This is a genomic window from Arthrobacter sp. S2(2024), from assembly GCF_036662515.1.
GTDB lineage: Bacteria > Actinomycetota > Actinomycetes > Actinomycetales > Micrococcaceae > Arthrobacter.
In genome coordinates this window covers 71,797-85,250 of sequence record NZ_JAYKZI010000007.1, presented here as the reverse complement: position 1 = coordinate 85,250, position 13,454 = coordinate 71,797, and the positions used below count along the sequence as shown (strand labels likewise).

General features: G+C 63.6%; 10 protein-coding genes and 1 pseudogene. 8 read left to right on the top strand and 3 right to left on the bottom strand.

The annotated features are described in order from the left end of the window. Window positions 1–307: 307 nt before the first annotated feature. From VLA65_RS14940 to VLA65_RS14925, 4 genes are all read left to right on the top strand, one after another. Window positions 308–1,702, top strand: coding sequence for an ammonium transporter (locus VLA65_RS14940; protein ID WP_307053934.1), 1,395 nt, complete (start codon window positions 308–310; stop codon window positions 1,700–1,702). Window positions 1,703–1,749: 47 nt separating this feature from the next. Next, entirely contained in the window at window positions 1,750–2,073 is a 324-nt protein-coding gene (locus VLA65_RS14935; protein WP_332602963.1) for a DUF6221 family protein, read from the top strand. A gap of 192 nt (window positions 2,074–2,265) precedes the next feature. Continuing rightward, window positions 2,266–2,463 (top strand): helix-turn-helix transcriptional regulator, encoded by a 198-nt coding sequence (locus tag VLA65_RS14930; RefSeq protein ID WP_284992068.1) that lies wholly within the window; start codon window positions 2,266–2,268, stop codon window positions 2,461–2,463. Further along, window positions 2,463–3,659, top strand: coding sequence for a type II toxin-antitoxin system HipA family toxin (locus VLA65_RS14925; RefSeq protein ID WP_332602962.1), 1,197 nt, complete (start codon window positions 2,463–2,465; stop codon window positions 3,657–3,659). Before VLA65_RS14930 ends, VLA65_RS14925 begins: the two co-directional genes overlap by 1 nt. Window positions 3,660–3,685: 26 nt before the next feature. On the opposite strand, the gene VLA65_RS14920 is transcribed toward VLA65_RS14925, so the two are convergent. Next, a complete protein-coding gene (locus VLA65_RS14920) occupies window positions 3,686–5,491 on the bottom strand; it encodes a molybdopterin-dependent oxidoreductase (protein ID WP_332602961.1) in 1,806 nt (601 codons plus the stop codon). A gap of 161 nt (window positions 5,492–5,652) precedes the next feature. Between VLA65_RS14920 and VLA65_RS14915 the strand changes: the two genes are divergently transcribed. The 3 genes from VLA65_RS14915 (at window position 5,653) to mctP (ending at window position 10,335) form a co-directional block, all read left to right on the top strand. Continuing rightward, complete coding sequence (locus VLA65_RS14915; protein ID WP_332602960.1) at window positions 5,653–8,142, top strand: bifunctional YncE family protein/alkaline phosphatase family protein; 2,490 nt, start codon at window positions 5,653–5,655, stop codon at window positions 8,140–8,142. A gap of 217 nt (window positions 8,143–8,359) precedes the next feature. After that, window positions 8,360–8,641 (top strand): DUF3311 domain-containing protein, encoded by a 282-nt coding sequence (locus tag VLA65_RS14910; protein WP_284992064.1) that lies wholly within the window; start codon window positions 8,360–8,362, stop codon window positions 8,639–8,641. Further along, window positions 8,638–10,335: a monocarboxylate uptake permease MctP gene (gene mctP, locus VLA65_RS14905; RefSeq protein WP_332602959.1), complete on the top strand. Its 1,698-nt coding sequence runs from the start codon at window positions 8,638–8,640 to the stop codon at window positions 10,333–10,335. Before VLA65_RS14910 ends, mctP begins: the two co-directional genes overlap by 4 nt. A gap of 59 nt (window positions 10,336–10,394) precedes the next feature. Here mctP and VLA65_RS14900 read toward each other — a convergent pair. Further along, window positions 10,395–10,826: pseudogene (locus tag VLA65_RS14900) on the bottom strand (homocysteine S-methyltransferase family protein); the annotation flags it as partial. Between the two features lie 26 nt (window positions 10,827–10,852). Further along, window positions 10,853–12,361: an HNH endonuclease gene (locus VLA65_RS14895; protein WP_332602958.1), complete on the bottom strand. Its 1,509-nt coding sequence runs from the start codon at window positions 12,359–12,361 to the stop codon at window positions 10,853–10,855. A gap of 190 nt (window positions 12,362–12,551) precedes the next feature. Between VLA65_RS14895 and VLA65_RS14890 the strand changes: the two genes are divergently transcribed. Beyond that, on the top strand, window positions 12,552–13,442 hold the full coding sequence (locus VLA65_RS14890; protein WP_306961977.1) for a LysR family transcriptional regulator: 891 nt from the start codon (window positions 12,552–12,554) through the stop codon (window positions 13,440–13,442). Window positions 13,443–13,454 lie beyond the last annotated feature (12 nt).

Sequence of the window (13,454 nt, the reverse complement as noted above, 5' to 3'; positions counted from 1 at the left end):
TTCACGTGCGAGAAATGTCCCGAATTCCGGCCGGGTGAAAGGATTTCACCTCCGTTGACTCGGGAATCCGCGGAATCACGGGGATCCTCGCCACCCTCTCCAGGTGGCCTCGCGTCCCCGCCGGGGGGCCGTTAACATTCCTGAAACATGCCCGTCATGCGTTCTTCACGCCGAGGCAAGTTATGTAACGTCCCCGCAATTTTTCCTCGCATTGCTTGAAACACGGAACCGGAAATATTGGGCAGGGGAAGAACGGGGCCACGCTACGGCGGCCCTCCTAGGCATTCCGATAAGAAGGGAAACGCACGTGGATATCACTGCGGAAAACGTTTGGGTGATGGTGTCGGCGGCACTTGCACTGCTCATGACCCCGGCACTCGGCCTCTTCTACAGCGGCATGACCCGGGCCAAGGCCTCCCTCAACATGATCATGATGAGCTTCATCTCCGCGGGAATCGTAGGCGCCGTGTGGATCCTGTGGGGCTACTCGATGATCAGCGGCAAGAGCGTACTGGGGATCTTCGGTAACCCGTTCAGCAGCTTCGGCTCGGCAGACCTGGTCGGTTCCACCGATCTCATCAAGCTCGGCTTCAGCGCTACGTTCGCTATCGTCACCGTGGCCTTGATCAGCGGCGCTATCGCCGACCGCGCCAAATTCACTTCCTGGGTCATCTTCGTCCCCATCTGGATCACCCTCGTGTACTGTCCCTTGGCTTTCATGGTCTGGGGCGGCGGCCTGCTCAGCCCCGGCGGAGCCATCAGCTCGGTCTTCGGCCAGGTGATCGACTTCGCAGGTGGCACAGTGGTGGAAATCAGCTCCGGCGCTGCCGCGTTTGTCCTAGCGTTGATCCTGGGCAAGCGGCACGGCTTTGGAAAAGACCCGAACCACCGCCCGCACAACCTCCCCTTCATCATGCTTGGCGCCGGCCTCTTGTGGTTCGGTTGGTTCGGTTTCAATGCCGGCGCGGCCACGACGTCGGCGCAGGCCGGCTTGATCTGGGTCAACACCCTTGTAGCCCCGGCTGGTGCCATGCTCAGCTGGTTGGTCACCGAGAAGATCCGGCACGGCCACCCCACATCCTTGGGCGCCGCATCCGGCGTCGTTGCCGGCCTCGTGGCTATCACTCCGGCCTGCGCCAACGTGGCTCCAGCCGCAGCCCTTGGCCTGGGTCTGGTGGCCGGCGCAGCCTGCGCCGTGTTTGTCGACCTGAAACACAAGTTCGGCTTCGATGACTCCCTCGACGTCGTGGGCGTCCACCTTGGTGGCGGGCTCGTGGGCACGCTCGCGCTCGGATTCATCGCGCTGCCGGTCAACGGCAAGGGCGGAGGACTGTTTTACGGAGGCGGACTCCAGCAGCTCGTGGCGCAGATCGTCGCCATTCTTGTCACCCTTGCAGTATCTGGAATCATGACGGCGATCATCGCCCTGGTCATCCACAAGACCGTTGGATTCCGGGTCAGCCACGAAGCCGAGGTGGCTGGCGTGGACTTGTCAGAGCACGCCGAGACCGCCTACGAGTTCGGCAGCATGTCCCGGAGCCACTTCAACGCCATCCCTCACGTTGCCGCCCTCCCCCACGTCAACATCCCCGTCACGGCCCGAGCCACCGCCGCCCCGGTTTCAGCCCGTGCCGCCGCCGTCGCCTCGTCGCCCGCCGCCGCCGTCGAGCTCCAGCGCGAAAAGCAAACCGACCCGGCTTAGGCGAGGCGGGCATTTCCGCCACTGCAAGGGACGCGTACGCTCAACTTGTGGATATCGTCGATTTCCTCTCGGACCGCCTGGACGAGGACGAGGCTGCGGCGCGGAAACTCCTCGGCGACCGTTCCGTCTCCGAGGCGGGCAAATGGTACGAGCGGCGCCTTCTCTTGGAATGCGAATCAAAAAGAAGGCTGCTCAGCATCGTGGAATCCGCACGGCAGACGGCCCTGGCCACGATGGTTCGCGGCACGCTTGGGGACACCCCCCAGTGGATCCCGGAATCGATCGAATGGACCACGAAATCTCTGAATGCCCTCGCGCTGCCCTATTCGGACCATCCGGACTTCGAACCGGAATGGCTGGCGGGGACGTAGCCCCGGCCCGCCCATCGCGGACTAGGCTTCCAAGCACAAATCGGCAAGATCTTGCCGAAATGAGGTTTTGACGGCTTCACAACAAGCAAAATCATTACTTTCGGCAGCATCTTGCCGATCTTGGCAAAATGGTTCAGAATTGACCAAGAATACTGTCAAATCGGCAACATCGTGCCGGATCATCGGAGACTCGTGGAAGACCTAGCGGCGATTGCGGCCACCATCCGGAAAGCCCGCAAAGAGGCTGGAATCACGCAAGCTGACCTTGCCGACCTTGCCGGGACTTCCGAAAGGACCGTGCGGGCGATTGAGACCGCCACCGGAAATCCTTCGCTGGGGGCCGTCGTGGCCGTAGCCAACGCCGTCGGCCTGCACATGGCAGCAGTCTGATGGCCGACGATTTCGAGGAGTTGAAGTTCGTTCGTGCAGCGGACGTTCACAAAGGCGGCGTCCTGGCGGGCCACCTTGCCCGCACTGGCCAGGGCGGGGTCAGTTTTTCCTACGCGGCGGAGTACCTGACATCCGGTTTGCCCGCGGTTGCCAGTTCGCTGCCCGTGACGGACCATCCCGTCGAGACTCCCGCTGGCGCTCTTCCGCCGTTCTTCGCGGGCCTGCTGCCGGAGGGGCATCGGCTGAGCGTGCTCAGGGACGCTACCAAAACCAGCTTCGACGACGAACTCACCCTCCTGCTCGCAGTCGGCGCCGACGTGCCAGGAGACGTCCAAGTGGTCCCTAGCGGCGAAATTCCCACCGAACCGGCACCCCTTGCCGACACATCCAGGCCCGAGGAACTGGACTTTGCCGCCCTCGCCAATGCAGTGGACCGCCATGCCATCCCCGGAGTACAGGACAAGGCAAGTGCCTCCATGCTGACCACACCACTGTCTCTCCGGGGGCAGCGGTATCTGCTCAAACTCGACCCGCCCAACCACGCACACTTGCTGGTAAACGAAGCGCTGCACCTTTCCGCCGCCAAGGATCTCAAGATCCCTGTAGCGAAGAGCCATATCATCGCCGACATGCACGGGCTGCCTGGGTTGCTGGTGGAACGCTTCGACCGCGTGCAGGACAAGGATCGCTCCTGGGTGCGCCTGCCCATGGAAGACGGAGCCCAGGTCATGGGCCTGCCACCGGCTTCCAAGTTTTCCGTGACGTCGGAGGACGTCGCTGCTGCGCTGGCCGGGCAGTGCAAGGCCCCACTCGTGGCAAGCCGCAATCTGTACCTGCAGTTCGTCTTTGCCTGGCTGACCGGGAATGGCGATCTCCATGCCAAGAATCTCTCGATCCTCGGGGACCGGCACGGAGGATTCGTTATGGCCCCGATCTATGACATTCCATGCACGCTGTTATACGGAGACGACTCGCTCGCGTTGCCGTTGTCCGGGAAAACCAAAAACCTCAAGGCGAAGCACTGGGCCGATTTCGCGTTGGCCCTCGGCCTACCACAACGCGCCGCCGCCGGCGCCAATGCATTGGCCCTGTCAGCTTCTGGAAAGGTCAAGTTGGAGGACCTACCGTTCACCGGGTCACCGCTCCGAGGCGCCCTGCGGGAGTTGAGGTTCCGGAGAGGAGAGCTGGCGGGCTGACTGGCGCACCCACACTCTGAGGCCTGCTAGATCGACTGCCGGTATCCGAAGAACTCGTGGTCTTCGTTGTAGCCGCCGAATCCGCCACCCACGTCGGAGAAGTCCGCTACGAACTCGATGCCCTTGATCCATTTGACCATCTTGAAGCCGAGCTGCACTTCGTTGCGCAGCCGAAGTGGCGCCCCGTGTCCGTACGACAGCGGCGCGCCGTTCATGTCATAGGCGAGCATGGTGAGCTGATAGCCCATCTGCTCGATCGGATGCGCATCGTAGTAGTCGCCCTTATCCGGCCCCTCACCCAACGAATAGAACACCACCCACTTTGCTTCGGGTGCCGGCTTGACCAAGTCGAGGATGGCCTGCATCGACACCCCTCCCCATTTGGCTACTCCCGACCAGCCCTGGATGCAGAAGTGTTGCGTAATCTGCTCGTGGTAATCCATTGCTCGCAGCTCGGCGAGGCTCAACTCGACCGGATTGCCCACGAGCCCGTTGATGCGCAAGCGGTAGTCCCGGAAATCGTTGTCAAAGAGATTCTTGTACTCGTCGGATTCGGGATACTGGCCGTTCAGCCAGAGGCGCGGCGAGATGTCCTTCTCCGTGTACTGCCCCGGGCGTGAGTCGATGTGCTCGAACAACCGCTGTGCCGGGCCGATAAGGGCGTAACCGGCCCTCTGGACGAGCCGCGGATGCCGAATGGTGAGCGGAGTAGCAGCGACCCAGCCGACGATGATGACCACCATCGAGGCAGCGAAAATCCAGAACCCCGTCCAAGACTGATCGTTGCGCCCCGCGTACATGTGGTTGAGGTTCTCCAGCGCCCCGGTAGTGAGAACCAGAGCCACGTGAAGGACGATGAACAACAGGAACCAGCACAGCACCAGGAAGTGCAAGGAACGTGCCATCTGGATGTTGAAGACCGAGCTGATACGCCGAAACCGCGTGGAGAGCGCCGGGGACATGCCTAGCCCGGTGATGAGGGCCAGGGGTGCAGCGATGAAGATCGTGATGAAGTAGGCGATCAGTTGCAGGCTGTTGTAGTTGGCCCATCCGCTCTCGGTAGGCCATTCCAAGGAGAGGTATTGGATGACAACCGAGATCGAGTTGGGGATGACGTCCCAGCTCAGCGGGACCACGCGCATCCACTGGCCCGTCGCGAACAACAGCACGAAAAAGACGACTCCGTTGACCAGCCATAGCGTGTCTATCCCAAGGTGCCACCAGCGCGCGAGTCCGATCGAGTGCCGTAGCCCCGGCAGGCCGACCTGCAGAGGGAGGCTGATCGAATCCTTCTTAGCCGTCCACAGTGGATCTTCGGGTACTGGCTTCTGTACCCGGAACCAATCCCGTCCCGGCGTCGAATGTCGCGTCCAATACAGTCGCGGGTGGTCCGTGAGTATCTGTGCACCCGAACGGATGATGAAGATCAGGAAGAACATGTTGAGGAAGTGTTGCCACCCCAGCCAGGCTGGAAAGCCGACGGGGGCGCCCTCCGGCAGCTTTGAGGCTCCCGGATAGGTCTTCAGGAACGACTCGACGGGGGGCAGCCCGCGGATCCCTTTCGCGACGGCGACCGCGACGATGAGCAGCACGAAGCCGATCGGAATCAACCAGAGCAGATTGAACCACTTGGTGGGGCTGATCCGAACACGCGGGGCGATGCCGCGATCCTGCGGAAGCGAACCGGCGAAGGTCATCGGGTCGATGACGTCCTCCCCGCGCTTCAATTCACTCCGGAAGCTGCCCTCGGCACCGGGTCCGGCTTGCGACGTCGGACCCCTCCGCTGCGGGTCCTGCATCGGATCCTGCGGCATCGGTTTGTCAGCTGTCATGAGGCCGAGCCTAGACCCCGGCGGGGTTGGATGATGAAACTGGATCGTCGCCCTTGGCGAATCCACACTGTCCCGCCCCGCTTCATCAGTTCACTGATGATTTAGCTGATGGTTCCCTGCGAGTCGGACCAACGTGTTTCGGGGCTCCTAGCTTTGGGAGCATGAAATTCAAAACAATCCCGGTCATCATCGGAACATTGTCTTGTGTGCTGGTCGGCAGCGCTGCGTTCGCGGCGGTCTCCACCTTCGCCGGCCCCCACGAGGACGGAACGGCAGTCACTTCAATCGGCATGCGCGTCACGCCGACCGGACAGCAGACCTCACTTGGGGACCTCCCGCTGAACTCCGCCATCTCCCCCGACGGCAAGCGGCTCGCCGTCACGAACAACGGTCAAGGTACGCAGTCGCTGCAACTCGTGGATCTCGCAGACCACGAGGTAGACCAGACCATCTCCTACAAGTCCCCGGAATCCCTCTACATGGGCTTGGCGTGGAGCCCCGACGGCACCAAGCTTTACGCCAGCGCGGCAGCAAACTCCAAGATCCGCACCTACGGCTACTCCGGCGGCAAGCTGGCCGAAGGGGCGCCCATCCAGCTGCCCACCACGACGCCCGCGGGCAAGGCAGTCAATCTCTTTCCGGCCGGATTGGCGATCACGCCCGACGGCAAGCGGCTGGTGGTCGCAGATCAGCTCGCTGACGCCGTGTCCGTCGTCGACCTCGCCACCGGAAACGTCTCGACGACGCCGGCCGGTCACCGGCCGCTTTCGGTCGCCGTTTCCCCGGACGGCACGACGGCGTTCGTCACCAACCAGGGCGCCCCGGACATCTCCGCGGTGGACATTACAGGCGCCGAACCGAAGGTTTCCCGCACCGTCACGGTGGGTCTCCATCCCAACAAATCCGTCCTGTCGAAGGACGGCCACACGCTTTACGTTGCCAACGGCGACGACGACACCGTCTCCGTTGTCGACACCGCCGCCGGTACAAGCACGAATATCAGCGTCGCACCTGAAAAGGGCGCACCGGTGGGAACCAATCCCACCGGACTGGCCTTGGACGAAGCCGGCCACCGCCTGTTCGTGAGCAACTCCGGTAACAACGACGTCGCCGTCGTCGACCTCGCCCAGAAGGCAGTCGCTGGTGTGGTGCCTGTGGGCTGGTACCCGAGTTCGCTGGCCTTCAGCGACGGGACATTGCATGTCACCAACGCGAAAGGGCTAGGCGCCGGGCCAAACAACGGACCTGGCCACCCAAACCCCGAGTCAACCGCTCCGGCCGCCGAAAACCAGTACAGCGGATCGATGATCGTTGGCACACTGAGCAGTTTCAGCGTGCCGGAGGGCGGTCAGCTGCAGAAGGCCACCGAGCAGGTCAAAAACAACAATCGCCCGGACACCGCCGGCGGCAACATCATCCCGCGCCAACCGGGTCAAGAGAGTCCCATCAAACACGTGATCTACGTGGTCAAGGAAAACCGCACCTACGACCAGGTGCTTGGAAGCCTCGGCAAGGGCAACGGAGATCCCTCGCTGAACCTCTTCGGCGATGAGTCCGCACCGAATATGCGGGCCCTCTCCAAGAAGTTCACCACCATTGACAACTTCTACGCCGATGCTGAAGTGAGCGCCAACGGATGGAATTGGGTGGCCTCTGCCAACTCGAACCCGTACGCCGAGCAGATGTGGCCGGCCAACTACTCGGGCCGCAAGGCACCGTATCCCAGCGAAGGAAATGCCCCTGAAATCGCGGCCCAACAGCCTGACAACACGTATGTCTGGCAGCGGCTCGCCAAGGCAGGCGTCAGTTTCCGCAACTACGGCTTCTACGTTTCCAATAATGCCGGCACGTTCAACGCCGCGGACCCCGTCCTGGATGCGCAGACCGACCACAACTACCACGGTTACGACCTGAACTGCCCTGATTCGGCGGGATCGTTCGCGCCGCTGAAGCCTGGCTGCGGTACCCCACGTATTGAAGAATGGGCCAACGACTTCCAGTCCCAAGTGACATCCGGAACGGTTCCCACGGTCCAGTTCGTGCGCCTGCCGAATGACCACACCCAAGCCACCCGTGTTGGCGCCCCCACGCCAAAGGCTTATGTCGCGGACAACGACTACGCGCTCGGCAAGCTGGTGGACACCGTGTCCCACTCTTCCGCCTGGAAGGACACCGCCATCTTCGTCACGGAGGATGACGCTCAGAACGGCCCGGACCATGTGGATGCGCACCGCACCTTGGCGCTGGCCATCAGCCCGTACACCCAGACAGGGAAAGTCGATTCGACCTTCTACAGCACGGCGTCAATGGTCCGTACCATCGGCCTCATTGCCGGCATCGGTCCGCTGACCCAGTTCGACGCGTTCGCCACTCCCATGAACGCATCGTTCACGGCCAAGCCTGACAACACGCCGTACACCGCGCTCAAGCCCAGCTACGACATGACCACCGTCAACGGGGCAAACGCTCCGATGGCCCCGCAGGTGGCCACCCAGGACACTGCCACCGAAGACAAGATCGATGAGCAGCTGTTCAATAAGTCCATCTGGCAGTCAGTGAACGGTGCTGACTCGAAGATGCCCGAACCCCAACACAGCGTGATCGGCTCCGGTTCCAGCAGCCAGCCGGCTGCGAAGGATCCTGACGGCTAGCCAGATCCTCTTTGGCAGGGCGGTCACCAGAATCGGGTGGCCGCCCTTCGCCGCGCCTGCGCTGAGCCTTGGATAAAAAACGGGCACACTCCCCTGTCAAAGAATTAGTCCAGAATCTATTCTGTTGATGGACCGGTACAAATATGGTCCGCCAGGCCACCGGCACGTCCCGGGAAGCCCATCCCGCTCCGGGGGCCGTCTCTACGAGGAGGCGTCCATGTCAACTCCCGATGTGCCAACCCGGGGGCCCGCAAGGCCCGGTCCGTATATTGCGGCCGGAATCCTGCTGGCCATCTCCATTCTGGTTCCGCTGTTCGTCCCGGCGTATTCGATTGACCAGCCGCGGCTCGCAGGTATGCCGTTCTTTTACTGGTACCAAATGCTCTGGGTTCCGATCACCGCGGCCATGGTGGGCGTCTCCTACCGGCTGGTAACCAAGGAAGACCGTCGCCGCCGCGAGGTCGCGCGGGGCGCACGCACTCGGGAGGAAGAACAATGAGCGGGCTCGCCGTCCCTCTGGCGACCACGGGGGATCGGCCCGTCAACGGCGTCGCGCTCACCGTCGTCGTCGTGCTCTTTATCCTGGTGGCGGTGCTGGGCTTCTTCGCGGCGCGTTGGCGCGCGGGCAAGGAAACGGGCCTGCACAGTCTCGATGAGTGGGGCCTCGGTGGCCGCGGTTTCGGAACCTGGGTCACGTGGTTCCTCCTGGGCGGGGACCTCTACACGGCTTACACCTTCGTGGCTGTGCCGGCCGCGATGTGGGCCACCGGCGCCGTGAGTGGTTTCTTCGCGGTGCCGTACACGATCGTGCTCTACCCGATCGTCTTCCTGTTGATGAGCCGTTTGTGGTCGGTCTCGCACCGGCACGGCTTCGTCACGCCGGCGGACTTCGTTGGCGGGCGCTATGGCAGCAGGGCGCTGACGGTTGCTGTGGCCCTCACGGGCATCGTTGCGACCATGCCCTATATCGCGCTGCAACTGGTCGGCATCAAGGCGGTGCTCACCGTGCTGGGCCTCGGAAGCGCGGAGAATGTGCTGCTGACTGACTTACCGTTGATCATCGCATTCGTGGTCTTGGCCGCCTACACCTACACCTCGGGCCTTCGGGCGCCGGCGCTCATCGCCGTCGTGAAGGACCTGCTGATCTACCTCGCGGTCATCGTCGCTGTGATCTACCTGCCGATCAAGTTCGGGGGCTGGGACAACATCTTCGGTGCAGCCCAGACGAAACTCGACGCCGTCAGCCCGGCCACGGGCAAACCCGCCGGCGTCTTCATCCCGGGTGCCGCCAGTTACTCGGCATACTGGACGCTGGCCCTTGGCTCGGCCATGGCGCTGTTCATGTACCCGCACTCGGTCACTGGAGTCCTGGCGACGAAGAGCAGGAACACCATCCGCAAGAACGCCGCGGTCCTTCCGCTGTATTCGCTCATGCTGGGATTCCTTGCCCTCCTGGGTTACGCGGCCATCTCTGCGGGCACCAAGCCGATTGACCTGAACGGTGCCGTCAATCCACAGCTTGTAGTTCCGCAGCTGTTCCTGGACAACTTCCCCTCGTGGTTTGCAGGGATCGCTTTGGCGGCTATCGCCATCGGCGCCTTGGTCCCGGCGGCCATCATGTCGATCGCTGCCGCCAACCTGTTCACCCGCAATATTTACCGCGACCTGATCCGGCCCGACGCCGACCCGCGGCAGGAAGCGAAGGTCTCCAAGATCGCCTCGCTCGTGGTGAAGTTCGGGGCGCTGATCTTCGTCATCGCCATGGACCAGTCCGCCGCCATCAATATGCAGCTCCTCGGCGGTATATGGATCCTGCAGACCTTCCCGGCGATCGTGGCTGGGCTCTACACCCGATGGTTCCACCGCTGGGCGCTGTTCGCAGGGTGGGTCGCCGGGATCATCTACGGCACCGTCGCGGCATACAACGTGGTCAACCCCGTGACGAAGGCCAACTTCGGCGGCTCCATCGCCGCCATCCCGGGCACCAATGTGCAGGTCTACATCGCGGTCGTCGCGTTTGCCATCAACCTCATTGTTGCTGCCGTCCTATCGCTGGTCTTCCGCGCGATGAAGCTCCCCGACGGGAAGGACATCACCCGGAACTCGGACTACGGGGCTGACGAGGACGATCCCAAGGTTGCCCAACTCCAACGCGAGTACCCACTGGGCGAAACGGGAGGTCCAGCGTTCTGAGTGGATCTGTGCGCTAGCGCTTCATCGACATTGCCACAGCAGCGATATCCCGCGGCGTCGTCCGGCACGAGCGCCAGAAGGGCCTCAGCCTCCGCGAAGGAAGGCAGCGTCTCACAGGCCAGCAGGTCCACCCGGGCCTCCACAAGCGCCCCCATCCGCGGCCGATGGAACTCCTTGAACTCGCGCTGGGTGAGGACGTAGTCGCCCCGATACTCGGAACCGTCCGCGAGATACGCTCCATAAGGGCCGACAGATCCGGCAATCAGCAAGGGCGCCGCATCCGGGTTTTCCGCCAAGTGCTCGCTCCGGGCCTCGTCCGCCAAGCGAACGCTTAAGGCCACCAGCTCCAAGGCTTCCGCCTCGGCAATGCCGCGCCCGGCAAATCCTTGGGGCGTGGCCTGGTAGCTCGACGCGATGGCGATTTCGGCGCCGGCGTCGAAATAGTCGCGATGTACCTGCTTGATCAGCTGAGGCTGTTCCAACAAGACCCTACGATCCTTCTGCCGGGTTTGTTTGCCTAGGCTGGTTGGCGGAGTTCTCGTTGGTGGCGCCCACGAAACAGGTCCCCGAAATAGTGTGCCGCCATGACGGGCGGGTCTCCGTTCAAACGCGTTCCTGGCAGGGGTGGTGCTGTGGATCGGTAGGTATGTCCGGTGGGGGTGCGGATTTCGAGGACATGCCGCCCGCCGGGGCTGGTTCTTGCTGTCCTGGTTTTTGCTGGTCTGGTTTGTGCTGTCCAGCCGTTGAGTTCTTTGGTGTGGTTGCATGCCTCGCACAGGCCCGCCCCGTTGTTCAGGCTGGTGGGGCCGTCGTCGTGCCAGGGGATGATGTGGTCGAAGTGGCGGATCGGTGCGTCGCAGTAGGGTGTCCGGCAGGTGTCGTCGCGGGCCTGGATGAAGCGCCGCAGCCCGGGCGGGAAAAACCGGGACCGGGAATCGACGGCGACGAGTTCACCGGTTCCGGGGGCCGTGAACAGGCGACGGAGCCAGACCGTGAAGTCGTGCGTCTCTTCGGCGTGGTCCTGGCCGGACCGGCCATCCTTGGTGTTGCCGGTGGTGCTGAGTAGTGTCCTCGCCCAACCAGCGGGCACGATGCCGTAGCCGGGGAGCCGGGCCGGTTCGCTCTCGCCTTGGAACAGGGTGCGGTCGGTCATGACGAGCTGGACCTCAACCCCGCTGATCCCGCCGGGGGTGCCGGTGGTGCGTTCGACGAGCGCGTCGGCCATGATCTGCCCCCGGGTCCGGGTGTCCCCGGTTGAGCGCAGGGTGTCGGCGTGCCGGGTCAGGGCCGCGTGCACGGCCACGCCTTGGGCGACGGGAAGCAGGGCGGTCAGGTAGGTCATGGTGTCCGGGGCCGGGCGCAGGGACACGTGACGTTCCTCGGCGGCACGGGCCGAGCGTTGCGTGACGGAGCGGGGGTCGCGCCGGTAGGCCGCGGCCCGCGCCGCGGCGATGATGGCCTTGTCTCCGGCGCCGTCGAAGGTCCCTGTGTCGGCGGCCAGTTCCTCGTCCACGGCGCGCCGGTCCTCGTCGGACAGGCAGGCCGTTTCCTTCACCAACAGCGTCGAGCGCCATTCGTTGAGCCGGCCGGTGTCCAGGGCGGCGAGGGTGCGCGGCATTTCGGTGACGAGCGCCTTCGCCAGTCCGGAGAGCCGGGATCCGCGGGCGGGCGACTCCCGCCGGGCAAGGGCGATCTGCGCCGCGACGCCGAGGCCGCGTTCGTCGGCCGGAACACCTGCCGCCGCGTCGGCGCTGCGCTGGGCGGCATCGAACGCGACCGTGATCCGGGCTTGGGCAGCGGCGGCCGCGGACTTCAAATCCTCCAGGGCACGCAGCTGGTCGATCAGTTCTGCGGGGTCGGCCAGTTCGGTGCCGCCGACCGGCGCAAAGGCAGCGGCCGGGCGAAGCGATCTCACGGCGTAGATCAGGTCCCGCATCCGGACGCCCGGCACGGCAGCAACATGAGGACCCGCGCTGCCCGACGGCGCGCCCGTCCCGATCAGCTGTTTTCCCCGAGTGCCGGCCATAAGAAGAGCCTCGCAGGGACCTACGACATTATTAGGCCCGAGAACCACGCCCGGGCGAAAAATCTTGAGAAGGGGCCCGGTTTTTTTGGGGCGGGCCAGCGAAGGACACCAGACAGCCCGGCCGTCGCCAGGGCCACTGATAGGCGTAGGCTATCGATCGATTCGGAAGTCCAGCCAGAGGAGCCCCATCATGGACACACGAAAACTAAAGTACTTCCTCGCCGTCGTCGACCATGACGGGTTCAACCGCGCCGCCGAGCATTTGCTGATCGCACAACCGTCGCTTTCCCAAACCATCGCGAGCCTCGAGAAGGAAGTCGGCGTTCCGCTGTTCCACCGCATCGGCCGCAGGGCGGTCCTCAGCGAAGCCGGCAAGGAATTGGTCGGGCCGGCCAGACTCGTCATGCGGGACCTCGACGCCGCACAATCAGCTGTTCAGTCACTCCGAGGCATCAGGAGCGGCCGGCTCGACATCATCACTATGCCTTCGCCGGGCATCGAGCCGCTGACGTCTATGATCGCCGCCTTCACCAAGGCGTACCCGGCGGTCCGGCTCAACGTCAGTGCTGCCTTCACGCCCGAAGAAGTGATCGAATCGGTCCGGAACGGCAGCTCCGAAATCGGGCTGGCCGGCTCGCCTACGCCCATCTTGGTCCCCGGCGTCGAGGTCCTCGAACTCGAAAAACAACCGCTCATCCTGATCGTCAACCCGCAGGCCGACACCTTCGGCGCCGAGCAATCGGCCATCCAACGTGAGGATCTCGGGGGACAGCGCATCATTGCGAGCCAGCGAGGCTCCCTTATGCGTTGGCTCGTGGATGATGCGCTGGCGCACGGCGTACAGGTGGAGATCGTCGTCGAAGTCGCCCACCGGACCTCCATCTTGCCCCTCGTTTTGGCGGGCGTCGGGCACGCGGTGATGCCGTCGTCGTGGGCTCCTACCGCGCACAAAGCCGGCCTGCGCACAATGCTCATCGAACCAGTGAGCCACCTGGACGTCGCGGTGCTCAGCCGCAAGGACAACCTCACTCCCGCGGCCAAGGCGTTCTTGCAGGTCGCTGCGGAGCACACCGAAGATTAGCGCGCTCGACTG

Excerpts from the sequence above, each read along its gene's own strand:
- mctP (WP_332602959.1), top strand. The coding sequence starts at position 8,638 with ATGAGCGGGCTCGCCGTCCCTCTGGCGACCACGGGGGATCGGCCCGTC.
- VLA65_RS14925 (WP_332602962.1), top strand. The coding sequence starts at position 2,463 with ATGGCCGACGATTTCGAGGAGTTGAAGTTCGTTCGTGCAGCGGACGTT.
- VLA65_RS14920 (WP_332602961.1), bottom strand. The coding sequence starts at position 5,491 with ATGACAGCTGACAAACCGATGCCGCAGGATCCGATGCAGGACCCGCAG.
- VLA65_RS14895 (WP_332602958.1), bottom strand. The coding sequence starts at position 12,361 with ATGGCCGGCACTCGGGGAAAACAGCTGATCGGGACGGGCGCGCCGTCG.
- VLA65_RS14915 (WP_332602960.1), top strand. The coding sequence starts at position 5,653 with ATGAAATTCAAAACAATCCCGGTCATCATCGGAACATTGTCTTGTGTG.
- VLA65_RS14890 (WP_306961977.1), top strand. The coding sequence starts at position 12,552 with ATGGACACACGAAAACTAAAGTACTTCCTCGCCGTCGTCGACCATGAC.
- VLA65_RS14910 (WP_284992064.1), top strand. The coding sequence starts at position 8,360 with ATGTCAACTCCCGATGTGCCAACCCGGGGGCCCGCAAGGCCCGGTCCG.